Source organism: Streptosporangium sp. H13245, from assembly GCF_055690525.1.
The window spans coordinates 1-24,710 of record NZ_JBSZKT010000049.1; the positions used below are offsets into that span (position 1 = coordinate 1).

Consider the following 24,710-nt stretch of genomic DNA (forward strand, 5'->3'; position numbering starts at 1 on the left):
GAGCCGTCCGAGCCGTCCGAGCCGTCCGAGCCGTCCGAGCCGTCCGAGCCGTCCGAGCCGTCCGAGCCGTCCGAGCCGTCCGAGCCGTCCGGGTTTGCCGGGCTTACCAAGCCGTCCGGGCACACCGAGCCGTCCGGGCGGTCCGGGCCTGCTGGGGCCGTTGGTGGCGTGGCGGACGGGGTCGTACCGGACGCCGCCGGGCCCGTCCCCGACGACGGGGTGGTTCAGCCCATCCTGGAGGCGCGTCAGGTGGGCTTCGCCTACCGAGGGGCGGCCCCCGTGCTCTCCGACGTCTCCTTCCAGGTGCTGCCGGGGCGCAGCACGGCCCTGGTCGGGGAGTCGGGGGCGGGCAAGACGACGCTCCTGCGCCTGCTGCTCGGCCTGGCCGTACCCACGGAGGGACGGATCCTCTTCGACGGGACGCCGCTCTCGCCGCGCGACCGCGGGCGGATGCGCGCGTTCCGCCGCAGCGTGCAGACCGTGTTCCAGGACCCGTACTCCTCGCTCGACCCCCGGCAGCGCGTGAGCAGGATCGTCGCGGAACCGCTCCGTTCGCTCGGCCTGGTACCGGCGTCGCGGTGGAACTCCTCGGCCGCGGACCTGCGCGTCGCCGCCGCGCTCGAAGCCGTGGGGCTACCCGCCGACGCCGCGCGCCGCTACCCGCACGAGTTCTCCGGCGGGCAGCGCCAGCGCGTCGCCATCGCGCGGGCCATCGTGTGCGAGCCCCGGGTCCTGCTGGCCGACGAACCCGTCAGCGCCCTGGACGTCTCCACGCGCGTACGCGTCATCGACCTGCTGGCCGAGCTGCGCGAGAGCCACGGGCTCACCGTCGTGATGGTCTCCCACGACCTCGCCGTGGTCGCGATGCTCTGCGACCACACGGCGGTCCTCGAACGCGGCCGGATCGTGGAGCAGGGCGACACCGCCACCGTGCTCGGTGCCCCGGCCCACCCCTACACCCGGCGGCTGATCGACAGCGTGCCGAGGTTGCCCGTCACCTGACCGCTTTCCGGCCGCCCCCCGAAGATCAGGGCCCGCCCCTCGCGATCCTCGTGAGGGGCGGGGCGGGCGCGTCCCAGCCGTTCGCGGGCCGTGCCCGGGGTCCGGCCGTGGTCAGCTGATGACGATGACGACGTCGAACCGCGGGGTCGACAGGGACGACAGCGGGCTGCGCAGTTTCTCCACGCCCAGCCGGTAGGTGCCGGGGTTGAGCCCGCCGATGGGCAGGTAGCGGCCGGTGGGGTTCGAGCTACTGCCGGTCCAGAAGCCGTGCTGCAGCGAGCGGAGGACCGTCACGGGCCCCGACGCCAGGCGCGGGTGGACGGCGGAGAGGTTGCCCGACAACCGGAACCGGGCGCCCGCCGCCGAGTCCGACCCGGCGGTGCGGACGGTGGAGAAGATGAAGTATCGGTGGTTGTACCCGGCGCCCGAGGTCAGCGGGTAACAGCCCACCGCCACGATGGTGCCGCGGACGGTGCCCAGCCGCAGTGGATCGGAGTAGGAGCCCGAGCCGGCCAGGGAGCGGCAGTTCACCGAGGTGACCGAGGAGCCGGTGGCCTCCGCAGAGGCGGGAGCCGCCGGTAACTGTGCCGCCGCGAGAACCAGCAGCGCGATCATTCTCAGGCGCGCGAAGCCCGTTCTTTTCATTTTTCCCCCATTTGTACTGATTGGTGTGAGAGTGCGTATGCCTAGGTTTATCCGCACAAGGGGGTGGCCGTATATCCCAGCTATCTGGGATAGCCGGTAAGTCGGCTTTATGATTTGCGGCATGCTCCCTGATTCAGCCGGTTTCGAGCAGAGGCTTGCCCGGCAGCGCAGCGCCCTCGACGTGCTCGACGTCACCGCGTCCGCCGTCCTGAGGCGGGTGCCCGCCGACGTATGGTGTACGGTCCTGATCGATCCGTCCACCCTGCTGGACACCGGCGGGCAGAACGAGGCGGGTTTCCCCGCGGAATATCTCCCTCGCCTGTTCGAGATCGAACACGTCGAGGCGGATGATCCGGGTAATCTCCGCGAGCTGGCGAATGGCGCGTCAACGACCAGCCTGCTCAGCCGGGCGACAGACGGAAATATCCACTCTAGTAAGTACTATCAGGACATTTTGCGCCCACAGGGGCTCGGTGACGAGCTACGGGTCGCCCTCCGCGACGGCCCGCACGTCTGGGGGCTGCTGGTGATGTGCAGGGAACGGGGCGCGGCGCCGTTCACCGACGCCGACGAGACGGCCGCCGCGCGGCTGGGCCGCCCGGCCACGGCCGCGCTGCGGCGTTCGCTGCTCCTGTCCGGGGTGGACACCGGCGCGATTCCGGACGCGCCCGGCCTGGTCGTCCTCGACCGGGAGGGAGCGGTCCGGTCGATGTCGCCGACGGCGCGCACCTGGCTGGAACTCCTCCAGGACGGAACCCCGGAGCACGCCAGGCCGCTGCGCGCGGTGGCCGCCGCCGCGCTCGCGTCGGGAATGGCACGTTCCCGCGCGCTGACCCGGTCCGGCCGGTGGGTGGCCCTCCAGGCGTGGTCGATGGGGCAGGGGGAGGAGGGACTCGTCGCCGTCTCCCTCAGCCCTCCCGAGCCGGGCGAGCTGACCGCGGTCATCCTCGGCGCCTACGGCCTGAGCGAGCGCGAGCGGCAGATCACCCAGCACGTCATGCGCGGCCACTCCACGGCCCAGATCGCGGGCGGGCTGAACATCAGCCCCCACACGGTCCAGGACCACCTCAAGAGCGTCTTCGCCAAGACGGGCCTGGGCAGCAGGCGCGCGCTCGTCGCGGACATCTTCTTCCGCCACTACCTGCCGCACTTCGGCGACGGGCCGCTGTCGACGGACGGGCGGCGCCTCGTGGGGTAGGCGACCCGGCTCACCTCACCGCCGCGCGGGCACGACGGTCTCGGACCGCCCCGTCCGTACGGGGTCTCAGTCGCCGATGTTGACGACGCCGGTGAAGATGACCACCGACTCCTCGTCGGCCTCCAGCGAGTGCCGCCGTCGCGGGATCGGGGCGGCGTGCCCCGCGCGGAGCGAGACGACCTCCTCGCCGCCACCGCCGACGAACCGGACCCGCCCCGACAGGACGTACAGGCTTCCGGCCGGGGGTGCCTCGTGGTCGCCGAGGACCGTTCCCGCGGTCAGCGCGATGACCGCCTGCCGCAGGGTGCCCTCGTTGATGTAGGTGTGGGCGCTGCGGCCGTGCGCGCTCGCCCTGGCGAGGGTGAGATGCTCCTCGGCGAGAGCCGGTACGTCGATCATTGGACTCCTCCCGGTCGTTCTGAACCTGCCCGGGGCGGGCGGGACGCAGAGCCAGGCGGAGGTAAAGTCATCCGTCCCGTCGCGCGGAGGGCCGCTCGTCGAAGCGGATGGCCCTGAGCAGGTCGGCGGCCGGACGGTCGAGGATCGTGACACTCGCCGCCGGGGGGAGCGAGCCGCCGCGGGCACGGTCGATGATCACTCGCCAGCGGCGGCAGTGCCGGGCGAAGGTCGTGCTCGTGACGACCCGGCCGCGCGAGAGCTGCCCCTCGCGGGCCAGCCTCGGCTCCACGTCGAGCAGGATCAGGTGGACCTCGCTGCCGACCCTGCGGGCCAGCCAGGCGAACCCGTACAGGATGTGCGGCCACGTGCCGCGGGTGTGCGCGACGACGCCGTGCCCCTTCAGCAGGGCGCGGGCGATCCGTACCACGTGGGTGGTGTGCACGAGCGGAATGCGGGCTCTCGGGGGGACCGGGCCCAGGTAGCGGGCCCACCAGTTGCGGGACTGGCGTGAGTCGATGACGCGGGCCTCACCGGCGCGCACCGGCTCCCTCTCGTCGCCGCGCAGCCCGTACAGCCGGTCGAGCAGGGTGCTCTTGCCCGCGCCGGGGAGCCCCGCCAGGAGCACCAGCGATCCCGCCGGATAGCGCAGGTCCTCGACGGAGGACCGGCTGGCCGGTGTGGTCGCCATCACGTGCACCTCGCTGGTATGGGGGACTTCTCTCATAGTGCGTCTCGCAGCCTTCCAGTGGCGGGATCGAGTTCGCCGCCTGCCCGGCGGTCACCGGAGGGGACGAACCTGGTGAGGATCGGACCGAGGGCTACTCGTGAGGCGCGTCCGGAGATGGTGGTGTGCGGCGACCGGGACAGCGGGGACCGGCGACGGCCGCGGAACGTGTCGCGGTGGGGGTACGGCGAGGAGGGGCGTCGCGCGGGAGGACCCGGTACCGCGGGGAGGGGCGTCGCGGCGGGGGGACGCCGGTGAGGTGGTGAAGGAGGTGTCCGGAGGGAGAGGGGACTGTCGGGGGCATGTTCGCTCCTCGAATGCGCTCGGCCATTCGAGGTCTCCTTCACCCGCACCTCGCGGGCGACCGTCCGGGGACGCCGCAGGGCGTCCGTATTGACCGGGCCGGTTCTTGGGAAGTACTCCCCTCGTTCGTTCAAGGTTAAAGGAAGCCGGGAGATCTCGCGTTCACCGAGGGGTGACTCTCCTGAACGACGCCCCGCCGGGGCCCCGCGTCATGGGGCGGGAGAGTCCGATCTCCGGTCACCGGCCTGGACGTGCCACGGCGGCGGCACCTGCTTTCCGGGTTCCACGGTTTACGAGTATCGGCTTGGACGTGTCACGGCGGTACCTGGTTTCCGGCCGTTTTGGTTCGCGACGTGGCCGGTCATCGGCCCGGACGCGCCGCGGCGGTACCTGGTTTCGGCCCGGACGCGCCGCGGCGCCGGCACCCCTCCGGCGATCCGCGCGGGCCGGCCTGTCGGCTCGGCCTCGCGGTCCGCTGGTGTGGGGGGTGCCGGCGCCGCCGGAGAAACCCCGGGCTCTGACGCCCGTCGGTGGTCCGTCAGTAGTTGTAACCGGAGTTGTTGGAGTTGTTCGAGTTGTTGGAACCCGAGTTGTTGGAGTTGTGGGAACTCGGGTGCGAGGCGGAGGGCGAGGGAGAGGGGTTGCCCGAGGGGGAGGACGACGAGGTGGCCGCTCCCGAGGGCCTGATCAGGCCGAGCAGGCCGTGCGTGCCGCCGTCGCTGCCCGCGCTGAACCACAGGGAGTTCGCGCCGCCGACGGTCTCGGTGCCGCGCTCCAGGTCCCACAGGCCGCCCAGGGTGATGGCCTTGCCGTCGGAGGAGCGCAGCGGGCCGAGCGGGCGGCCGTTGCGCGGGTTGTAGGCGTTGATCCGGCCGTCGCCGAAGTTGCCGACCAGCAGGGCCCCCGAGAGGGCGCCGAACCCCTTCGGAGCCAGCGTCATCGCCCAGGGGGCGTTGAGGGCTCCGCGCGCGGCGAAGCGGCCGACGAAGCGGCCGGAGCCGTTGAACTGGCTGACGAACCCCTTGCCCTGCCCGGCCACCGACTTGCCGGTCGCGGGGTCGCGCTTGGCGTACGCGACGAGGATGGAGTTGCCCACGACCTCCACGTTGAACGGCGCGTAGTCCTCCGGCATGCCGGGGTCCTGGAACGCGCGGCGGCCCATCGAGATCCGGTCGAAGTCGCCGTCGAAGACGTGGACCCGGTTGTGGGCGAAGTCGGCGGCCAGCAGCATCGGCCCCCGGTTCGTCTGGGCCAGGGCCAGGCCCTTGAAGTCGGCGCCCTTGACGAACGCGCTGATGATCGCGTCATCCGGGTCGGCCTCGGCGTTCCAGCCGGTGATCGCCCCGCTGGGGCTGGCGAAGATGAACGTGGCCGGCCCGGAGCCACCGGGACCCTTGACGACGAACTCCTCGCCCATGTTGACGACCTGCCCGGTGGGCCTGCCGCCGGGGACGCGGACCTGCGTCTTCTCCTGCTTCACGGTGCCCGCGCCGCCGGAGTAGACCGTGGCCAGGCCGGTGCCCGCGGCCGAGACCCAGAGGGTCTTGCCCATGGCCAGTCCCCACGGGTTGACCAGCGTGGGGTCGGTGACCGCGGCCCGGCCGCTGACGTCCGAGACCAGGTTGGTGACCGCGAAGTGGTTGCGCAGAGTCTGTTTGCCGGTCTTCTCCTGACCGCTTCCAGCCTTGGTCTGTTTCGCTCCGGCCTGCGCCTGATGGGTCCCGGCGGACGCCGTACCGGCGACGCCCATGACCAGAACCGTGGCGCAGATCGTGACGATGCGTACTCGCATACATGGCTCCTCTGTGAGGGAGTGCCTTTCGCCGCGAGATACGCGTGGGGTTCGTGCGCGGTTCAGTCCGTTTCTGAAAGGCCCGGACCTGGGAGGAGCCGGAGGAGCCGGAAAGAGCGGTCCACGACCGCCCGGCGGGGCGGTCGTGGAACGGATTCAGGGGGCGTCACAGCGGGTCACGGCGCCTCGGAGCCGCGCGCGGGCCGGGGTCGGGCCCGCGTACGGGCCGGATGAGAAAAAGCGCGCACGCGGGGGCTCACGAGGACTCGCCGGGGGTCGATCCCGGGAGAAATCGCCGGACGAGAAGGACCGGTCCCGAACGGGAGGGATCAGCCTCGCGAGGACTCGCCGGACGGGAAGGATCGGTCTCGCGGGTACTCGCCGGGCGGGGAAAGCCAGCTATTCGCCGGGCGGGAAGGTCAGCGCAGGGCGGCGGCCTCGGAGGCCAGTTTCTCGATGCGCGAGTAGTCGCCGGAGGCGAGCGCGTCGGCCGGGGTGAGCCAGGTCCCGCCCACGCAGCCGACGTTCGGCAGCGCGAGGTAGTCGGGGGCCGTCGCGAGCTTGATGCCGCCCGTCGGGCAGAACCTGACCTGCGGCAGCGGGCCGCCGAGCGCCTTCAGGTACGGCAGGCCACCGGCGGCCTCGGCGGGGAAGAACTTCATCTCGGTCACCCCGCGGTCGGCCAGCGCCATGACCTCCGACGCGGTCGCCACGCCGGGCAGGAACGGTACCCCGCTGACCTCCATCGCGTCGACCAGCCCCGGGGTGGTTCCCGGGCTGACCAGGAACTTCGAACCGGCCGCCACGGAGGCCGCCACGTCGGCCGGGGTACGGATGGTCCCCGCGCCGATCACCGCCTCCGGGACCTCGGCGGCGATACGCGCGATGGCGTCCAGGGCGGCGGCGGTGCGGAGGGTCACCTCGATGACCGGCAGGCCGCCCGCGACCAGGGCGCGGGCCAGGGGGACCGCGGTCTCCAGGTCGTCGATGACGACGACCGGGACGACCGGGGCGATGTCGAGCAGACTCATGCGAACTCCAGGGTGGACAGGCGCTGGTTCAGCCAGGCCGCCGCGCCGGTCAGGGCGGGCTGGGGGGCCACGATCAGCGCCGTGGCGATGCCGGAAAGGTAGTCGTTCAGGGTCGGGGTGGCCTCGAAGCGACGGCGGAAGTCGCTGGAGCGGACCCGGTCCACGATACGCGGCAGCACGCCGCCGCCCAGGTAGACACCGCCCCGCGCGCCGAGGGTGAGGGCGACGTTCCCGGCGAAGGTGCCGAGCATGGCGCAGAAGACCTCGATGGTCTCCGCGCACAGCGAGTCGTCCATCCGGGTCACGATGTCGGAGGCGGACAGCGCCGGCGCGTCCGTCCCGTGGACGAGCGCGAGTGCCCGGTGCAGGCGCGACAGCCCCGGCCCGGACAGCAGGTGCTCGGCCACCACGTGCTCCAGGCCGTCCTCGCGCAGGGCCCGGACGATCTCGTGGTCCCGCCTGTCGAGGACGGGCGCGGTGACGTGCCCGCCCTCCCCGGGGATCGGCACCCAGCCCTCGGCGGCGGGCACCAGGCCGCCCACGCCGAGGCCCGTCCCCGGCCCGAGCACGGCCTTGACGCCGCGCGAGGGCTCGGGGCCGCCCAGGGAGACCAGGTCGTCGCCCCGCAGGTACGGCAGGGACGCGGCCAGGGCCTCGAAGTCGTTGAGCAGCCAGGCGTTCGGGATGCCCAGGTCGCGTACCGACCCTGTCCACCCGGCGTTGGTGAGCCGGTAGCGGTCGCCCTTCACGGGCCCCGCGATCGCGACACACGCGGCTCCCGGCTGAACTCCGCCCGCATGATCTGCGATATAGGCGGCTACGGCTTCGGGTAGGCCATCGTGTTCCGCGCCCGCGAGCACGGCCACCGCCTCGGGCTGTCCACCGGGCTCGGTGATCAGCCCGAACCGGGCGTTGGTGCCGCCGATGTCGGCGACGAGCCAGGGGAGGCTCACGAGATCTCCTTCGCGGACCGTGTGACCGTGGCGGGCCACACGGGGTTCACAGGGGTCGCGTGGGCCACGGGGTTCACCGGGTTCGCGGCGCTCGCGAACCGTACGAACGCGGACCGTACGAACACGGACCGTACGAACGCGGACCGTGTGACCTCCACGGGCCGAGCGACCCTCACGGACCACGTGGCGTTCGTGGACCGTGCGACCTCCACAGTCCGCGCGGCGTTTGTGGACCGTACGGACGCGGACTGGGCGACCTCCACGGACCACGCGGTGTTCGTGGACCGTACGAACGTGGACCGTACGGACGCGAGCCGTACGAACGTGGACCGTGTGAAGGAGACGGTGTGTGTCGCGCTCACGCGCGGATTCCGCTGGGGGCGGTCGCCGGGCGGGTGCCGTTCGCGACGGCCTCGGCGTGGCCGTTCAGCGCGAAGACGCCCGCGCCGCGCTCGGCCGGGCCCGCCGCGCGGCGGAAGGCGCCGAACAGCTCGCGGCCGGTGCCCACCCACTGGGCGTCGGTGAGCGGCGCGCCCTGGAGGGGCCTGGCGGCCAGTTCCTCGGCGGGGACCAGCAGCTCCAGGGTGCCCGCGGCGGCGTCGAGGCGGATCGGGTCGCCGTCCCGCACCAGCGCGATGGGACCCCCGTCGGCGGCCTCGGGCGACAGGTGGATGGCCGCGGGGACCTTGCCGGACGCGCCGGACATGCGGCCGTCGGTGACGATCGCGACCCGCTGGCCCCTGTCCAGCAGGACCGCCATCGGCGGGGTGAGCTTGTGCAGCTCGGGCATGCCGTTCGCGCTCGGGCCCTGGTAGCGGATGACCGCCACGAAGTCCTGCCCGTCCAGCTCGCCCGCGTCGAAGGCGCGCAGCAGTTCCAGCTGGTCGTCGAAGACCTTGGCGGGGGCCTCGATGACCAGGTGCTCGTCCTTGACCGCGGAGACCTTGCTGACCGCGCGGCCCAGGTTGCCGTCGAGCATGTGGATGCCGCCGTCGGCGGAGAACGCGCTGGAGACCGGGCGCAGCACGTCGAGGTCGGTGCTGCCCTCGGTGCGCTCCTCCCAGACCAGCTCGCCCTCCTTCAGGTCGGCGGCCGAGCGGTAGTGGTCCAGCCCCCGCCCGGCGATCGTCAGCACGTCGCCGTGCAGCAGCCCGGCGTCCAGCAGGTCGCCGATGAGCACCTGCATGCCGCCCGCGGCCTGGAAGTGGTTCACGTCCGCCTGGCCGTTGGGGTACATGCGGGTCAGCAGCGGCACCGCCTTCGACAGCGCGGCCAGGTCGTCCCAGGTGAGCTCGATCCCGGCCGCCGCGGCGATGGCGACGATGTGCATGGTGTGGTTGGTCGAGCCGCCGGTCGCCAGCAGCGCCACGCAGGCGTTGACGATCGCCTTCTCGTCGACGACCTCGCCGACGGGGGTGTACTCGGCGCCGTGCGCGGTCAGCTCGACCGCCCGCCTGCCCGCCGCCTTCGTCAGGGCCTCGCGCAGCTCGGTGCGCGGGTTGACGAACGTCGACCCCGGCAGGTGTAGGCCCATGACCTCGATCATGACCTGGTTGGAGTTGGCGGTGCCGTAGAAGGTGCAGGTGCCGGGGGAGTGGTACGACTTCGCCTCGGCGTCGAGCAGCTCGCCCTTGCCGACCTTGCCCTCGGCGAACAGCTGGCGGGTGCGGGCCTTGACCTTGTTGGGCAGGCCGGAGGTCATCGGCCCGGCCGGGACGAACACCGCGGGCAGGTGGCCGAAGTGCAGCGCCCCGATCAGCAGACCTGGAACGATCTTGTCGCAGACGCCGAGCAGGAGGGAGGCGTCGAACATGTCGTGCGAGAGCGCGATCGCGGTGGCCATCGCGATGACCTCGCGGCTGTAGAGCGACAGCTCCATGCCCGCCCGGCCCTGCGTGACGCCGTCGCACATCGCGGGCACGCCCCCGGCGAACTGCGCGACGCCGCCCGCCTTCCTGACGGCCGCCTTGAGGATCGCCGGGTAGGCCTCGTACGGCTGGTGCGCCGACAGCATGTCGTTGTAGCTCGACACGATCGCCACGCCCGGCTTGACGTTGGCGCGCAGGTCCCGCTTGTCGCTCTCGCCCACGGCGGCGAAGCCGTGCGCCAGGTTGGCGCAGCCCAGGCTCGCCCTGGCGGGACCGCGCAGCCGGGCCGCCTCGGCCTCGGCGTGCAGCCGCCTCAGGTACGCGGTACGGCTGGGACGGCTGCGCTCGACCAGACGGTCGGTCACCTCCTGGATCACGGGGTGCATCCGGCCTCCTCGGTCGTGGTCGGTGTGCTGGTTCTGGTTCGGGTGCTCCGTACGGCCGCTCACGCCAGCCCCTCCTCGTGCCAGACGCGGTCGCTGCGGCCGACGAGCTCGTGGGCCGCGGCGGGTCCCGCGCTGCCCGCCGGGTACGGCTCGGGCGTGCCGCCCCGGGACTCCCACTCGTGGAGGATCGGGTCGATCCACCGCCAGGCGGCCTCGACCTCGTCGCGGCGCATGAACAGGGTCGGGTTGCCGCCGAGGACGTCCAGGAGCAGCCGCTCGTAGGCCTCGGGCACCCGGCCGGTGAAGGTCTCGGCGAAGCTCAGGCTCAGCGGGACCGGCTTGAGCGCCACCTCGCCCGCGCCCGGCTCCTTGGCCATGATGTTCAGCTGGATGCCCTCGCTCGGCTGCAGCCGCAGCACCAGCCGGTTCGGCGTGCTGCCGGGGAAGATCGAGTGGGGCACGTCCTTGAACTGCACCACGATCTCCGAGCAGCGGTACGGCATGCGCTTGCCCGTACGCAGGTAGAACGGCACCCCGGCCCAGCGCCAGTTCTTCACCTCGGCGCGGATCGCGGCGAAGGTCTCCACCCGGCGGGAGTCCTCGGTGGGCGCGGTGTTGTCGGGCTCGTCGAGGTAGCCGGGCACCGGGACGCCGCCGGACTCGCCCGCCGTGTACTGGCCGCGTACGGTGAAGCGGTCCACCTCGCCGCCGGTGATGGCCCGCAGCGACTGGAGGACCTTGACCTTCTCGTCGCGGATCGACTCGCGGTCGTTGCGCGAGGGCGGTTCCATCGCCACCAGGCACAGCAGTTGGAGCAGGTGGTTCTGCACCATGTCGCGCAGCGCGCCCGCGTGGTCGTAGTAGCCGCGGCGGCCGGGGGTGCCGACGGTCTCGGCGACGGTGATCTGGACGTGGTCGATCCAGAGCGAGTTCCAGATCGGCTCCAGGAACGCGTTGGCGAACCGGAGCACGAGGAGGTTCTGGACCGTCTCCTTGCCCAGGTAGTGGTCGATGCGGTAGATCTGCCGCTCGTCGAAGATGGCGCCGACCTCGTCGTTGATGCGCAGCGCGCTGGCCAGGTCGCGTCCGAGGGGCTTCTCCAGCACCACCCGCGAGGCGGGGGTGACCAGTCCGGCGCGGTGCGCCTCCCGGCAGAACGGGCCGAACGTCATGGGCGGGCTGGCCAGGTAGAACACCCGGTCGCGGTGCTCGTGCCCGCCGAGCATCCCGGCGAGCCTCGCCCACCCCGTCGGGTCCTGGCCGCTGATGTCGACGGTGACGTGGTGCAGGCGGCCGAGGAAGCGCTGCCAGGTGCCGGGGTCGTCCACCGGCACCGAGCCGCGTACCTGGGCGTCCACCTTGCCGCGGAAGTCGGCGTCGTCGAGGCCACCTCGGGACATCGCGATCACGCGGGTCTCGGGGGCGAGACGCCCGTCGCGGTCGGCGTGGTAGAGCGCCGGGAGAAGTTTCCGCATGGAGAGGTCGCCTGTGCCGCCGAAGACGATGAGGTCGGCGGATTGCGGGTTCTCAGACATGGGCGCGGCGCTCCGTGGTGATCTACCGAAATTAGGGATAGACCGGACACTAGCTGGATCTTGCGCTCGACACAAGCGGAGTTTTGTAAGTTGAGATAAGAAAGTCCGAAGTTTTCATTCCCTAAGTGGGTGTGATTCACTTGGCGGATGCCTCGACGTCCCGCTGCCGCGCTGGCCACCAGCGGTGAGGTGCTGCGCCTCATCCGCTCCGGCGAGGCGGTCACCCGCGCGGACATAGGGCGTGTCACCGGCCTTTCCCGGCCCGCCGTGACCCTGCGCGTCACCGAGCTGCTGGAGCGGCGCCTCGTCGTGGAGGACAGCGAGGGCCCCTCCACCGGAGGCCGCCCGCCCACCCGCCTGGCCTTCAACGCCTCAGGCGGGGTCGTCCTGGTCGGCTCCCTGGGCGCGAGCCGCGCGCAGATCGCCGTCTGCGACCTCGCGGGCCAGGTGCTGGCCAGTGCCGCCCTGTCCGTGGACGTGGAGGAGGGCCCGGACGTCGTCCTGCCCCTGGTCATGCAGACCTGGGGCGAGCTGCTCGGCGACCGTCCCGTCTCCCTGATCCGCGGGGTCGGCCTGGGCGTCCCGGCCACGGTGGAGTTCGCGGCCGGACGCACCGAGAGCGCCCGGATCATGGCCAGCTGGACCGGGGTGGCCATCCCGCCGATCATCGCCGCGCGCTTCCCCGTCCCCGTCTTCCTCGACAACGACGTGAACGTCATCGCGATCGGCGAGCACCGGGAGATCTACGCGGGCGAGGCCGACGACCTGCTGTTCATCAAGGTCTCCACCCGGATCGGCTCCGGGGTGATCGCCGGGGGCGAGATCCTGCGGGGGGCGCTGGGCGCTGCGGGGGAGATCGGGCACATCCCGGTCCGCGACGGCGGGGGAGTCCTCTGCCGCTGCGGCAACATCGACTGCGTCGACTCCATCGCGAGCGGCACCGCGATCCTGCGCCAGCTCCGCGCCAGGGGGCACGAGGTCAGGACCCTGGCCGACGTGGTGAGCCTGGTCAGGGCCGGGGACGCGGAGACCATGACCGTGGTGCGCAACGCCGCCCGGATGCTCGGCGAGGTCGTCGCCAGCGCGGTCAACCTGCTCAACCCCTCGGTGGTCGTCCTCGGCGGCGACGTCGCGGAGACCTTCCAGCCGATGGTCTCCGGGGTACGCGAGGTCATCCACCGCCGCTCGACGGCCCTGGCCACCCGAAACCTGCGGATAGAGCGCAGCAGGCTCGGCCCGAGCGCCGGGATCATCGGCTGCGCCCACATGGTCCTGGACAACATCCTGTCGCCCGAGGCCGTCGACTCCGCCGGATGGCAGCCGCTGCGCTCCGTCCGCTCCCTCGTCTGACCCGGACTCGCGCCTGATCGGATCCCGCGTGTGAGCCGGTCCCGTACGTGAGCAACCGGTCCCGCGCCTGGACCGATCCCGCGCCTGGACCGATCCCGCGCCTGGACCGATCCCGCGTCTGGAGCGGGCCCGCGTGTGAGCCCGCCCCGCGTCCGAGCCGGTCCCCCGCTACGCCTCCTGCGGGGTCTCCCTCCGGTCGGCGGTGCCCGTGGCCCTGGCGTTGAGGACCACCAGCGCCAGCAGGGCGAGCAGCCCGGCGAACGTCACGGCCAGGCCCACCAGCTCGGCGAACCAGCCGACCAGGACGGGGCCCAGCAGCAGCCCCGAGTACGTCAGCGTGGTGAACCTGGCCAGCGCCGCGGCCGCCCCGAGACCCTCCGCGCCGCCGTGTCCCACCGCGCTGAAGATGAGGGGGAGCAGGACCGAGAGGCCGATCCCCACCACCGCGAAACCCGCGACCGCGACGGCGATCCCCGGGCTGAGCACGACCATCAGCAGGCCGCACAGGGCGATGCCGCCGCTCACCCTGACCAGGGCGGGCGCCCCGTACCGCTCGTGGAGACGGTCCCCGACGAGGCGGCCACCGGTCTGGCACAGGTTGAAGAACGTGTAGCCCAGCGAGGCCGCGGCGAGGGTGGCGCCGCGATCCTCCAGGAGGAAGACGCCGCTCCAGTTGCCGACCGCGCCCTCGACGATCAGGATGACCGCGCCCATCGCGCCGAACATCAGCACCCGCGGGGTCCACCCGTCCCGCCACTTCACGCGGACCTTCTTCTCGCCCTCCTGGCTCGCGTGCCGGTCGGCCGAGGCCGGCAGCATCCACAGCCCGGTGACCAGCGCGAGGAGGGCCACGGCCACGCCCAGCCCCAGGAAGTGCGTCATGGGGGAGAGACCGGCCTGGATGGCGAGGCCGCCCAGTACGGAGGCGGCCATCGCGCCGATGCTCCAGGCGGCGTGGCAGCGGTTCATGACGGACCGTTTGTGGGCGCGCTCCACCGCGATGGCGTGGGCGTTCATGGAGACGTCGAGAAGCCCGTCGATCACACCGAAGACCACCAGCGCGACGGCGAGCTGGATCGGATCACCGGCCAGCGCGAGGCCGACCAGGGACAGCGGCAGCGCCACCCCGGTCACCCGGGCGATCGGCGCGCTGCCGTACCGGGCCACCAGGCCACCGGCGAGCTGCATGGCGACCAGCGCCGAGACGGAGGGGACGACGAGCAGGAGGCCGAGCTGCCCGGCGGAGAGCTCGTGCTCCACCTTCAGCGAGGGAACCCTGATCAGGAAGCTGGCGTACGAGAGTCCCACGATCAGGAACGCGGCCATCGCGGCCAGGCGGGTCCGGGTCGCGGCCCGGGACATCACCGCCTCGGGAGGAGCCCCCGGAGGCCCCGGTGCTCCGGGCTCGGTGGTGTTCTCAGGCGCCGTCATCGCCGGCCCACTCCTTCGTCCACCGGGGGTCCATCCGGTCCTCCTCGCGGATGAACCGCACGTCGGCGGAGACCCGCATGACGTCGGTCACGGTGTCGAGGGAGGCGTGCACCACGTGCGGGCCGTGCACGGTCAGGTCGCCCGCCCGGTAGTCGCTCCACAGCCATTTCCGGCCGACGACGCGGGCCGTCAGCTGGAGGTCGTGGCTGATCGGCCGGGAGTCGTCGGCCCGGTCGGTCGCGAGCCGCGCCGCGTCGAACCGTTCGGGGGACTCCCGGTGCGAGCCCTCCAGGTAGACCAGGCCCCCGGTCTCCACCGGGCAGTCGCCGACCGGTATCCACATCGTCAGGACGCGGTCGCTGCCCCGGGACATGTACGCGTGGTCGGTGTGGGCGCGGGAGGCCCGGAGCGAGCCCGCGTAGAAGTGGCGCAGGATGCCCCGGGGCAGGATCCGGACGGGACCGCCGAGCAGGGTCGAGGCCAGCTCCGTCAGGGCCGGTTGCCGGGCGAACGAGGTGAACCGCTCCGTGCGTACGAAGTCGTAGGCCGGGTGGTCCTTCACCCCGTGGGCGGGCAGCCCCTCCGGCGGGCGGCCGGAGAAGACGCCCTCCTCGGGGGTGGACCCCGGCTTGAGCAGGCCTTCGGGAAACGCCGACAGGTAGGCCCCGCGCAGGGAGAGGACCGTCTCGCGGTCGAGGAACCCGCGCAGCAGCACCATCCCGTCGTCCTGGAAGCGCCGCCTGAGCGCCTCGGGGTCGCCGAGCAGCGCGCCGCTGTCGGGAAGCGGGGCGAACAGCTCGTCGGTGAACGGTATGGGCACGCCGTTGGAGGAGACGGCTCGCCGGTCTCCGGGCATCAGTAGACCCCCTCGGTGATCTGGTCGGCGTCCTCCGCCTCGTAGGGCCCCACCCGCGCCACCCCGGGCCACGGGAACCAGGGGTGCGGCGGGGCGGAGATCGCGCTGTCCCGTTCCAGCAGGTTGGGCAGGAAGAGGTCCTCCAGGAGCGTCACGACCCTGATCCGGCCCCGCTCGCCCACGGCGACCTCCCGCCACACGTCGTCGGGCCGTACGACGTGCATGACCGCGAAGGGCGGCGGCAGGTGGTAGCTGTGCGGCTCGTCGGGGGAGGGGGCGTCCCCCTGGAGGGCGTGCCCGGCGAGGGTGTTGCCGTAGGTGTCGATCCACTGGACCCCGTCCAGATACTCCTCGCGCAGGTAGCGCGCCTCCTCGGGGGAGCAGGAGATGCCGCCGGTGCACACGGCGCGGACGCCGTACTCCGCGAGGGGCTTGTCCAGTGCCGGGGCGAGCGACAGGAGCAGCTTGGCGGTCGTGAAGAGCAGGCTGATCCGCTCCTCCCGCAGGATGTCGGCCGTCTGCGCGATGAGGTGGTCGACGTAGGCGTCGGTGCCGTCGGAGGTGCGTACCAGGTGCTTGACCCAGCGCGGGTCGAAGTCCACGGAGAAGACGGCCGCCCCCCAGCTGTCGCCGAGCAGCTTGACGAAGTGCCCGTAGGCGTGCGGGCCGCTGGGCGTCATGGCCAGGATGTCGCCGCCGAGCAGGCCGCGGGCCTCCAGCATCACCCGGTACATCCCCACGTCGTAGATCGCGCGGGTCACGTCGACGACCCGGTACGGAGGCCCGGACGTCCCGCCGGTCTCCACGACGCGGAACGGCCGCCCCGCGAAGCCCCGGGGTACGAGGTCGCGCGCGCTCACCCCCCGCAGGTCGGTCTTGTCGAACAGGCCGAACAGGCGCAGGGAGGCGTAGTCGGTGACGTCGCGGATCGGGTCGAAGGGCAGGCGGCTTCTGCGCGCCAGCCAGAACGGTGAGCCGCTCTCCTCGCCGAAGTGCCAGCTCATCATGCGTACCGTCCACTCGTCGAGGGACTCGCGCATGGGGGGGATCTGCTCTCGCATGGCGTCCAGCAGGGAGCCGGCGGGCGGGAGGTGAGTGCTCGGGTTCAGGACGACACTCCTTCGGCGAATTCAGGGATTCCGGGGGCCTCGGGGACGGTCGCGAAGCGGGCCGGGTGGACGAAGCGGGACCCGGCGGCGACGCCGCGCGCCCCCGCCTCGTCGGTGGAGACGACGACGGCGAAGGGGAAGGGCAGCTCGCTGCCGACGAGCGGATGGCCGACGTCGTCGACGTGGACGAGGGTGGGCGCGAGGAACGTCATCCCGCCCGACCTGACCACGATCGGCCGCCGGGTGAGCACGCGCCCGCCGGGGGCGAGCCGGTCGGAGACGAACGCGGCCATCCGCGCGGCGTCGGCCTCGGCCCACGACGCCTGCGGTCGGCGCGGGTCCGGCGGGTCGAGGGAGATGCCGTCGAGCACGGCCGCGACCTCGCGGGCGTCGGCCTCGGACGCCCGCAGGCAGACCACCGTGGAGACGCCGGTGCAGAAGCGTCCCGCGTCCCGCGCGATCCGGTCGGCGAGGTCCTCGGGGTCCACCGGCTCCCGCTCGCCCACGATCACGCAGGCCCGTCCTGGCCCGCGCAGATCGAGGGAGGGCGTGCCCATGGCCGGTTCGGCGGCCAGGCCGTCGCCGCCGTAGACGATCTGCCGGTCGGTCGCCCGGATCATCGCGGGCAGGGTCCGGGGCGCGCTCGGGTAGTAGCCCAGCGTCTCGGGCGGCCAGCCCACGCTCAGCAGGGCCCCGGTCAGGCGGGCCGACGACAGCGGCTCGCGCCTGCTGGGGCGGATCCACACCGCCGCGCCGGACAGCGCCGCCTCCAGCACCCCCTCCAGGCAGGTGAAGGTGTTGGCGGGCAGCGAGACCAGGGTGAGCCCGCCGACCTCGCGTGTGTCCTCCGCCAGCTCCTCCAGCCGCTCGCCGAGCATCGCCGACCAGCGCCGTACGAGAGCGGGGGGAAGTCCGGCCGTGGCGCGCATCGCCGCCTCGAACTCCCCGGCGTCCTGGACGCCGAGGGACTCGACGGGTACGCGGCCGTGCCGGAACAGCGCGACGGCCTCGCGGAGCAGCTCCAGGCGCCGGGCGCGGGACGGCACGGTCATCGCGGCGCGGCGCGACCGCAGGCGCGCGCCGTCGTCGCGGACGAGGATCTCCGGGGCCAGGGAGAGCAGCGGGCCACCGGGGACGGGCACGGTGTCCATCGACCGGTACCACCGTCCCGCGCGCAGTAACGGCAGGACCGTCTCGCCGGTCACGACAGCGCGTCCCGCAGTGCGCGGACGACCCGTTCCTGCTGGGCGCGTGTCATGCCGGGGAAGAGCGGCAGGCAGATGTGGCGGGAGGTGAACGCCTCGGCGTGCGGGAAGGACCGGTCCTCGAAGCGCGGGGCGAAGTAGGGCTGGCGATGGAGCGGGACGTCGTACACCTCGCCCGCCAGCCGTACCCCCTCGCCGCGCAGCCGCTGCTTGAGCGCCGCGCGGTCGACCCCCTCCGGCAGCAGGGCGAGGTACTTGTAGTGGTTCGGCACGCACCCCTCGGGCACGGCGGGACGGGTCAGGGAGGGCACCCCGGCGAGGCCCTCGTCGTACCGGGCCGCCAGCGCCGTACGCTCGGCCAGCACCTCCGCCAGCCGGGCCAGATGGGTCAGGCCCACCGCCGCGTGCAGCTCGCTCATCCGCCAGTTGCTGCCGAGGTCGTCGTGGAGGTTCTCCTCGAAGGACCGCTTGCCGTGGTCGCGCAGATGCATGATCCGCTTCAGGTCGGCCCCGTCGGCGCTGAGCAGGCCGCCCTCACCACTGGTGATGATTTTGGTGGGGTAGAGCGAGAAGGCGGCCAACCGGCCGAAGGTGCCCGCCTGGCGCCCGTGCAGCGAGGAGCCGAGGGCGTGGGCGGCGTCCTCGACGACGGCGACGCCCTGCCGGTCGCACTCGGCCAGCACCTCGGCCAGCGAGCCGGAGACGACCCCGGCGATGTGCACGGGCACGACCGCGGCCACGTCCTCGTGGGCGGCCAGGGCGGCGCGCAGCCCCGCGGGGTCCATGCCGAGGCCGTCCGGCTCCATGTCGACGAAGTCGACCCGGGCACCGGCGCGGACGGCGCTGGCCGCGGTCGCGAAGAAGGTGTTGGCCGGGACCAGGACGGTGCGTCCCTCGACCCCAACGATCCGCAGGGCGATCTCCAGGGCCGAGGAGCCCGAGCTCACCGCCGCGGTGCCGCGCCCGATCTCCCGGCTCGCGAGCGCCTCCAGCCGGGTGCCGCGCGGCCCGAGGGTGAGCGACCCGGTGGCCAGGGCGTCGTCGACCAGGTCGAGGATGTCCAGCCGGGCCCGGACGTCGAAACCCACCCTGGCCGCGGGCACGTCCGGCGTACCGGTGGCGGGCTCGGCCAGGGAGCGGGTGAAGAAGTCCGCCGCCTCGGCCAGGCCGGTGCCGTGCCCCATGGGCAGCGGCAGGATCTCGGCCGTCTCGTGGGCGCCCACGATCCGCTCGCCCGCGGTCTTGGCGTCACCGGGGTCGAGGCGCCCGTCGGCCGTGCCGTACTGGATCTGCAGGGGGGCCGGGGCCAGCGCCGCGTACAGGTCGGGCAGGTCGGCGTGGCGCAGGATGGACGGCAGCGCGACGTACTGGTTCCAGGCCAGCGACCGGCCGATCATCGTCTCGTACGTGCCCAGGTGGCTGGCGGCGCACAGCGGGACCGGCTCCTCCCGCAGCAGCGCGGTGTGCAGCGCCACGGCCGCGCCCATGCTGTGCCCGAACAGGCCGACGCGGCCGGGGGCCACGTCCGGGTGCGCGCGGAGCCAGTCGAGCGCGGCTCCCGCGTCCTCCGCCATCGCCCCGAGGAGGCTCCCGCCGCGCAGCCGCAGCGTGCCGTCCAGCACGTCGCCCGGGTCGCGCCCGCCCAGCGTGGCGGGCTCGGCCCAGCTGTCGAGGCCGTGGTCGAGGGTGAGCGTGAGGAAACCCGCCCCGGTCAGGTACGCGGCGACGTCACGGCCGGGATGGTCGGGAGGTAGCAGCCCGGTGACCCGTTCCAGGGTCGCGTTGCGCCCCGGGCAGACCAGGACGGCCGGCCAGGGCCCCTGGCCCGGCGGGGTCAGCACGACCGCGCGCAGCTCGCGGCGCCCGTCGTGCTCGAAGAGGTAGTGGTCCACCCTCGGCTCCGCGCCCTCCTGCGCGCGCGTGGAGCGCACGCGAAGGGGCACCCGCCGGACGGCGGCCAGCCTGGCCACCGCTCTGCGGACCTGGCCGTTGCGGACGGCCTGGTCCGGTGCGGGGGAGCCGGGGACGGGATCGACCGGGGAGTGGCCGAGATGGTGAAACCGGTCGATCGACGTCAACGCGAACCCCGGATCTCAGACGAAGTCGGCGTGGAGCGCGTGCGGGACCTCGATGCGATATGTGTTCAGGGCGTCGTCCAGCTTGATCCGCCCCTTGCGCAGCCATTCGAGCAGCTCGTTCTGCGGCCGGTAGAAGCAGGATTTGCACAGGTCGGTCCTGAGGGGGTTGCTCGCCTCCCACTCGGCCCTGGGGCCGCCCTCCAGGACGTTCAGATAGCCGTCCTGGAGCACGTTGCCGATGCGGTAGCGGCTGTTCAGGTGCACCTGGGGGCAGGGGTAGAGATGACCGTCCGCGCCGACGGCCGTGACGAAGCGGCTGTAGTGGCAGTGGTCGAAGTCGCCCTCGACGGACTCCACCTGGTCCATCGGACCCCGGTCGAGCTTGGGCACCGAGACCTCGAAATCCTCCGACGACAGCGTGGAGACGTCGGCGAGTGAGGCGGAGACCTCCGCCATGACGTCCTCGATCGTCTCGTGGCCCATCCCGCTGTAGAACTCCGGCTCGAACCGGACGTAGTGGGCCCCCGAGTCGCGCGCTATCCGGGCGGCCTCCGAGATCTCCCGGTAGTTCTGCATGGTGATCACGAAGTTGAACCCGATGCGGAAATCCGGATCGACGGCGTTGTCGCGCAGCCTGCGGACGGAGTTGAGGAAGGACTTGAACGTCTGCTCGCGGTCCCGGGTGATGTCGTTGAATGTCGCCTCGGTGCCCGCGTTCAGGCCGATGCGTACCCAGGTGTGGGTGTTGACCACGCAGTCGGCGATGTCGTCCCGGTGCAGGCGGGAGCCGTTGGTGATGAGACCGATACGCAGCCCGGCCGCGTGCCCGGAATTGCAGATCTCCGTATAGCCACGGTGAATGGTGCATTCGCCGCTGCCGCAGAACGTGACGGCCCGGCCGCCGGATTCGGCGAACTCCCGCATGAGCTTGACGCTCTTGTCGGTGGGAATCGCGTCCTTGAAGGAGAACAGATCGTAGAAATTCTCCTCGTTCGGCGAGTGGAAGTTGCAGAAATTGCAGCGCATATTGCAGGCGCCCATGATGCCGATGCGCATATGGACGGGCCTGAAGCTCTCGCCGTTGACGAACTTCCTGAGCAGGTCCTCGTGGGCCAGGACCTTGTCGGGAGCGTGTGCCTGGTCAAGGGCGACCTCTGCCAGGCCGTTTCCGTTGGTGGGTCTCGCCGACCGGTAGCTCTCGTCCGACATTTACGTCCCCCGTTCGACCGGGAAGCCGATTATCCCGGTCCTTGTGTGCCAAAGCCGGCGTGCTGGTGGCCGCCGTTTCGATACGTCTTCGGGTAGGTCGAGCCCCGGCCGAAGGCATGACTTTCCGGCCGTGGGAGCGCTCTTCGGGGAGATTAAAACATATCCTAAACCGGGTCAAGTCCCCTTGTGAGGCATTTTCGGGCACGGTACGGTACATCCGGTTCGACATTCGCGCGGCCGGAGGGAATTCGTGCAGGTGGAGGGAAACGGCATGACAGAAACCCCAATAGCGTCATCCCAAATGCCGGGATCCTTTCCGGACACGCGGACGCTCGGGTCCAGGCTGGCCGCGTACGTCTTCCTCGCCAACGACCCGTCGGTTCCCCTGGTGGCCGCGGACTGGTGGGAGATCAGCGGCCCGCACTACGGCGCGGTGGCCGAGGCCCTCGCCCACTTCGTGGCCGGAGAGCCCGCCGCGGAGGACCTGGCTCGTTTCGCCGCCTCCCCCGGGGACCGCGGGCTGGAGACCGCCCTGGCCGACGCGCTCGTCCCCCTGCTGGAGCGCTCACCCGCCGACCGCGCGCGCCTGGCGGAGCTGATCGCCGAGGCCGACGCGCACGTGCTGGTCGACTACCACAACGGCGCGCTGACCGACCGCTCCGCCGCCGAGGTGCCGGTGGCCGAGGTCTCCGCCTGGTCGCGGCCGAGGACATCGGGAGCGACGGGGACGTCGGGGGCGACAGGGACGCCGGGAACGCGCCAGGCCGGGACGCGGGCCGTGATCGTGATCCCCTTCCGGGACCGCGTCGGCGGCGCCCGTACCCGCAACCTGCTGGCCTGCCTGGCCGCCCTGCGCGACCAGGACGGTCACGGCGACGAGGTCAGCGTCACCGTGGTCGAGTCCGACTCGGCGCCCACCTGGCGCGACACCGTCGAACCGCTGGTGGACCACTACGTGTTCGCGCGGCACGACGGGCACTTCAACAAGTCCTGGGCGGTCAACGTCGGGGTCCGCGACACCCCGGGCGAGGCCGAGCTGGTCTGCGTGCTGGACACCGACATCCTGACGGACCGCCGGTTCCTGAGCCGGAACCTGGACCGGATGGCGCGCGAGCCCGAGCTCTCGGCCTTCCTGCCCTACCGCCGCATGTACTGCCTCGACCCCGAGACCTCCGCCGCCGCCATCCGCCGCCGCTGCGAGCGCGGCGAGGCCGACGTGCCGCTCGACGCCGTACGCTCGCTGGTGCTGAAGGAGCCGCCCGGGGCCTGCCTCTGGGCCAGGAGGACGATCTTCGACGCGATCGGCGGGTTCGACGAGCGCTACCAGGGCTGGGGCGGCGAGGACGACGACGTCGTGGCGCGGCTGAGCCTGGCCGGGCGGTTCACCCGGTTCGACGATCCGCTGCTGCACCTGGCCCACCCGCGTCCGGAGATGACCCTGGACGGGCTGCCGTTCAACGCCCACATCGACCCGCTGAGCTGGACCGTCGCCGGTGGGTACGGCGACCTGCGGGGTCCCAGGGGATGACCCTGGCCGTTCGCGCCTACGCGGCGCGCACGTCGGTGCCCCAGGGCGGATCGCTGCGCTTCCGCCTGCTGACCGGGGATCCGGCGGACGGTGACCCGGACGACGGCGCGGGGGGCGAGGGCGGCGCACCCGGGCACGGCGGGCGTGGCGCGGCCGGTTGCCGTGCCCGGGTGCGCGACGCCGTGACCGGCGAGGTCAGGGCCGAGCTGGACGCCTCCGGGCCCTGGTGGACCCTGGAGATCCCCGGCGACTGGCCCAGCTCGCTCTACGCCGTGGCGTTCACCCACGGCACCTCCGGTCCCCCCGGCACCCCCGATCCTGACGACGAGGCGTATTTCGTCGTCAGGGCCCGCGAACCGAGGGGCGGGTCGATCCTGGTGTCGGTGCCCTTCCTCACCTGGCAGGCGTACAACAGGGCCGGAGTGCCAGGGGAGGGCCTCTATCCCACCGAGGGCGACGAACGCGCCGTCCGGGTCACCTTCGACCGCCCCGGCGGCGGACCGGCGGGCAACTGGGAGGACCACTTCTACCGGTGGCTGAGCCGAGGCGGCCAGCGGGCCGACTACTGCTCTAACCTGGACCTGCACGAGGATCCCGAGGCGCTGCTGCGCGGCCGGAGCCTGCTCGTGATTCCCGGCCACGACGAGTACTGGACCCGGCGGATGCGTGACGCCGCGGAGTCCTTCGTGGCGGCCGGGGGGAACATCGCCTTCTTCGGCGGCAACACGTGCTGGTGGCAGATCCGGCTGGAGGACGACGGCCGCACCATGGTGTGCCACCGTGACGCCCTGCTCGACCCGATGGCCACGGTCGACCCGAGCCTGGTCACCGTGGAGTGGTCCGGCTCCCCCGTGTGCCGCCCGGAGAACAGCCTGACCGGGGTGAGCTTCCGGCGCGGCGCGGGCTGCTGGGAGGACATGGACGCGATGAAGTCCGAGGCGTACACGGTGCGCTTCGCCGAGCACTGGGTGTTCGAGGGCACGGGGCTGCGCGACGGCGACACCTTCGGCAGGGGCGCGGTCGGCTACGAGACCGACGCCGCGGAGTACGTGGAGGTCGACGGCGTCCCGCTGGCGACGGGCGCCGACGGCACACCCGCCGACTTCGCCATCCTGGCCACCGCCGACCTGCGCCACTGGCGGCACCTGGGCCAGGGCGGCCACGCCACCATGGGCATCATGCGCCGGGGGGCGGGCACCGTCTTCAACGCGGCCACGATCGGCTGGGGCGACGCCCTCGACGACCCGGTCATCGACCGCGTCACCCGCAACGTGCTCGCCAGGCTCGCCGGAGCCCCCGGCTGGTGGGAGCCGATGGGTCGCGGGGCCGCCGCGCTCGCGCTCGCCGCCTGCGAGCAACAGCTCTTCGCCGTCCTCACCGACGGCGATCTCTGGACACGGCCGTACCGCACCCAGAACCTGAGATGGCGGCGCATCGAGCCCGCGCCCGGCCTGGTGGCGCTCGCCGCGCCACGCGAGGCGACGCCGGGCTCGCCCGTTCTCCTGTACGGCCTGCACGCCGACGGACGCGTCGTCGCCCGCGAGCCGGTGACCGGGCGGGCACCCTGGACGGACCTGTACGACGCCCCGCCGGGGGCGGTCGGGATCGCCCCCATCGACCAGACCATGTTCGCCACCGGCGCCGAAGGCGAGCTGTGGCGGCGCCCGCTCGCCGCCGGGCGGTCCGAACCGTGGACCCGCGCGGGCGGCGGGCCGAGGCTCGCCGCGCTCGCCCACGTGGGGGGACGGCTGATCGGCCTGACCCGCGACGGGGAACTGCGCTTCAGACGACAGGCCAACGACGGCGAGCCGTGGCTCAGAGCGCGGGCCGATGGGGAGCCACACGGGGCGCGGGCTGACGGTGAGTCGCTGGCCGGAGCGCGGGGTGACGACGGTGAGCCACGGACCGGGGACGGTGACGGCGGGTGGGTTCCGCTGGGAACCACCCCCGGGCTGGCCACGCTGACCGGCACGGCGGGCAGGCTGATCGGCGCCACGCCGGACGGCGACCTGTTCTGGCGTGAACTGGTCCACGGCTTCCGGCGTGAACCGGACCACGGCGGGACCACGGGACATCCGCAGACCGGAAACCACGAGAACGAGGAGTGA

The 24,710-nt window shown here is 72.5% G+C and carries 19 protein-coding genes; 5 read left to right on the forward strand and 14 right to left on the reverse strand.

What is annotated here, in order from left to right:
- Positions 1-1,002, forward strand: a 1,002-nt coding sequence (locus tag ACW9TB_RS36390; protein ID WP_472752666.1) for an ABC transporter ATP-binding protein, incomplete at its 5' end; no start/stop codon positions are given.
- Between the two features lie 111 nt (positions 1,003-1,113).
- Here the strand turns inward: ACW9TB_RS36390 and ACW9TB_RS36395 are convergent.
- A complete protein-coding gene (locus ACW9TB_RS36395) occupies positions 1,114-1,647 on the reverse strand; it encodes a hypothetical protein (protein WP_472752667.1) in 534 nt (177 codons plus the stop codon).
- 121 nt (positions 1,648-1,768) lie between these two features.
- On the opposite strand from ACW9TB_RS36395, the gene ACW9TB_RS36400 reads away from it, so the two are divergent.
- On the forward strand, positions 1,769-2,845 hold the full coding sequence (locus ACW9TB_RS36400) for a helix-turn-helix transcriptional regulator (protein ID WP_472752668.1): 1,077 nt from the start codon (positions 1,769-1,771) through the stop codon (positions 2,843-2,845).
- 66 nt (positions 2,846-2,911) lie between these two features.
- Here ACW9TB_RS36400 and ACW9TB_RS36405 read toward each other — a convergent pair whose 3' ends face one another.
- The 7 genes from ACW9TB_RS36405 to zwf form a co-directional block, all read right to left on the reverse strand.
- Positions 2,912-3,244 carry a cupin gene (locus ACW9TB_RS36405; protein WP_472752669.1) on the reverse strand — a complete coding sequence of 111 codons (333 nt, stop codon included), beginning with the start codon at positions 3,242-3,244 and terminating at the stop codon, positions 2,912-2,914.
- A gap of 67 nt (positions 3,245-3,311) precedes the next feature.
- On the reverse strand, positions 3,312-3,932 hold the full coding sequence (locus ACW9TB_RS36410) for an AAA family ATPase (protein ID WP_472752670.1): 621 nt from the start codon (positions 3,930-3,932) through the stop codon (positions 3,312-3,314).
- A gap of 877 nt (positions 3,933-4,809) precedes the next feature.
- Positions 4,810-6,063, reverse strand: a complete 1,254-nt coding sequence (locus tag ACW9TB_RS36415) for a TIGR03118 family protein (protein WP_472752671.1) — start codon at positions 6,061-6,063, stop codon at positions 4,810-4,812.
- A 419-nt stretch (positions 6,064-6,482) separates the two neighbouring features.
- Positions 6,483-7,094: a bifunctional 4-hydroxy-2-oxoglutarate aldolase/2-dehydro-3-deoxy-phosphogluconate aldolase gene (gene eda, locus ACW9TB_RS36420; protein ID WP_472752672.1), complete on the reverse strand. Its 612-nt coding sequence runs from the start codon at positions 7,092-7,094 to the stop codon at positions 6,483-6,485.
- A complete protein-coding gene (locus tag ACW9TB_RS36425) occupies positions 7,091-8,047 on the reverse strand; it encodes a glucokinase (RefSeq protein ID WP_472752673.1) in 957 nt (318 codons plus the stop codon). Before ACW9TB_RS36425 ends, eda begins: the two co-directional genes overlap by 4 nt.
- A 358-nt stretch (positions 8,048-8,405) precedes the next feature.
- Entirely contained in the window at positions 8,406-10,301 is a 1,896-nt protein-coding gene (gene edd, locus ACW9TB_RS36430) for a phosphogluconate dehydratase (protein ID WP_472752709.1), read from the reverse strand.
- Between the two features lie 59 nt (positions 10,302-10,360).
- Entirely contained in the window at positions 10,361-11,836 is a 1,476-nt protein-coding gene (gene zwf / locus ACW9TB_RS36435; RefSeq protein WP_472752674.1) for a glucose-6-phosphate dehydrogenase, read from the reverse strand.
- 147 nt (positions 11,837-11,983) lie between these two features.
- On the opposite strand from zwf, the gene ACW9TB_RS36440 reads away from it, so the two are divergent.
- Positions 11,984-13,186, forward strand: a complete 1,203-nt coding sequence (locus ACW9TB_RS36440; protein ID WP_472752675.1) for an ROK family transcriptional regulator — start codon at positions 11,984-11,986, stop codon at positions 13,184-13,186.
- Positions 13,187-13,354: 168 nt separating this feature from the next.
- Here the strand turns inward: ACW9TB_RS36440 and ACW9TB_RS36445 are convergent, their stop codons facing one another.
- Genes ACW9TB_RS36445 through ACW9TB_RS36470 form a run of 6 tightly spaced genes read right to left on the reverse strand, consistent with a single transcriptional unit; the run spans position 13,355 to position 21,074 of the window.
- Entirely contained in the window at positions 13,355-14,617 is a 1,263-nt protein-coding gene (locus ACW9TB_RS36445) for an MFS transporter (RefSeq protein ID WP_472752676.1), read from the reverse strand.
- Positions 14,604-15,473, reverse strand: coding sequence for a phytanoyl-CoA dioxygenase family protein (locus ACW9TB_RS36450; protein WP_472752677.1), 870 nt, complete (start codon positions 15,471-15,473; stop codon positions 14,604-14,606). The genes ACW9TB_RS36445 and ACW9TB_RS36450 overlap by 14 nt, the downstream gene beginning before the upstream one ends.
- On the reverse strand, positions 15,473-16,534 hold the full coding sequence (locus tag ACW9TB_RS36455; RefSeq protein WP_472752678.1) for an acyl-CoA synthetase family protein: 1,062 nt from the start codon (positions 16,532-16,534) through the stop codon (positions 15,473-15,475). The genes ACW9TB_RS36450 and ACW9TB_RS36455 overlap by 1 nt, the downstream gene beginning before the upstream one ends.
- A 44-nt stretch (positions 16,535-16,578) precedes the next feature.
- Positions 16,579-17,787, reverse strand: coding sequence for a hypothetical protein (locus ACW9TB_RS36460; RefSeq protein WP_472752679.1), 1,209 nt, complete (start codon positions 17,785-17,787; stop codon positions 16,579-16,581).
- A complete protein-coding gene (locus tag ACW9TB_RS36465; protein ID WP_472752680.1) occupies positions 17,784-19,865 on the reverse strand; it encodes a DegT/DnrJ/EryC1/StrS family aminotransferase in 2,082 nt (693 codons plus the stop codon). Before ACW9TB_RS36465 ends, ACW9TB_RS36460 begins: the two co-directional genes overlap by 4 nt.
- Before the next feature lie 15 nt (positions 19,866-19,880).
- On the reverse strand, positions 19,881-21,074 hold the full coding sequence (locus ACW9TB_RS36470; protein ID WP_472752681.1) for a radical SAM protein: 1,194 nt from the start codon (positions 21,072-21,074) through the stop codon (positions 19,881-19,883).
- A 301-nt stretch (positions 21,075-21,375) separates the two neighbouring features.
- Here ACW9TB_RS36470 and ACW9TB_RS36475 point away from each other — a divergent pair, with 301 nt between their 5' ends.
- Positions 21,376-22,602: a galactosyltransferase-related protein gene (locus tag ACW9TB_RS36475; RefSeq protein WP_472752682.1), complete on the forward strand. Its 1,227-nt coding sequence runs from the start codon at positions 21,376-21,378 to the stop codon at positions 22,600-22,602.
- Positions 22,599-24,710, forward strand: a complete 2,112-nt coding sequence (locus ACW9TB_RS36480; protein WP_472752683.1) for a N,N-dimethylformamidase beta subunit family domain-containing protein — start codon at positions 22,599-22,601, stop codon at positions 24,708-24,710. The genes ACW9TB_RS36475 and ACW9TB_RS36480 overlap by 4 nt, the downstream gene beginning before the upstream one ends.

Bases quoted from the DNA above. Each gene is read 5' to 3' on its own strand.
- ACW9TB_RS36455 (WP_472752678.1), bottom strand. From the start codon at position 16,534: ATGCGAGAGCAGATCCCCCCCATGCGCGAGTCCCTCGACGAGTGGACG.
- ACW9TB_RS36405 (WP_472752669.1), bottom strand. From the start codon at position 3,244: ATGATCGACGTACCGGCTCTCGCCGAGGAGCATCTCACCCTCGCCAGG.
- zwf (WP_472752674.1), bottom strand. From the start codon at position 11,836: ATGTCTGAGAACCCGCAATCCGCCGACCTCATCGTCTTCGGCGGCACA.
- ACW9TB_RS36415 (WP_472752671.1), bottom strand. From the start codon at position 6,063: ATGCGAGTACGCATCGTCACGATCTGCGCCACGGTTCTGGTCATGGGC.
- ACW9TB_RS36440 (WP_472752675.1), top strand. From the start codon at position 11,984: ATGCCTCGACGTCCCGCTGCCGCGCTGGCCACCAGCGGTGAGGTGCTG.
- ACW9TB_RS36470 (WP_472752681.1), bottom strand. From the start codon at position 21,074: ATGTCGGACGAGAGCTACCGGTCGGCGAGACCCACCAACGGAAACGGC.
- ACW9TB_RS36410 (WP_472752670.1), bottom strand. From the start codon at position 3,932: ATGGCGACCACACCGGCCAGCCGGTCCTCCGTCGAGGACCTGCGCTAT.
- edd (WP_472752709.1), bottom strand. From the start codon at position 10,301: ATGCACCCCGTGATCCAGGAGGTGACCGACCGTCTGGTCGAGCGCAGC.
- ACW9TB_RS36395 (WP_472752667.1), bottom strand. From the start codon at position 1,647: ATGAAAAGAACGGGCTTCGCGCGCCTGAGAATGATCGCGCTGCTGGTT.
- ACW9TB_RS36445 (WP_472752676.1), bottom strand. From the start codon at position 14,617: ATGACGGCGCCTGAGAACACCACCGAGCCCGGAGCACCGGGGCCTCCG.
- ACW9TB_RS36475 (WP_472752682.1), top strand. From the start codon at position 21,376: ATGCCGGGATCCTTTCCGGACACGCGGACGCTCGGGTCCAGGCTGGCC.
- eda (WP_472752672.1), bottom strand. From the start codon at position 7,094: ATGAGTCTGCTCGACATCGCCCCGGTCGTCCCGGTCGTCGTCATCGAC.
- ACW9TB_RS36480 (WP_472752683.1), top strand. From the start codon at position 22,599: ATGACCCTGGCCGTTCGCGCCTACGCGGCGCGCACGTCGGTGCCCCAG.
- ACW9TB_RS36450 (WP_472752677.1), bottom strand. From the start codon at position 15,473: ATGCCCGGAGACCGGCGAGCCGTCTCCTCCAACGGCGTGCCCATACCG.
- ACW9TB_RS36400 (WP_472752668.1), top strand. From the start codon at position 1,769: ATGCTCCCTGATTCAGCCGGTTTCGAGCAGAGGCTTGCCCGGCAGCGC.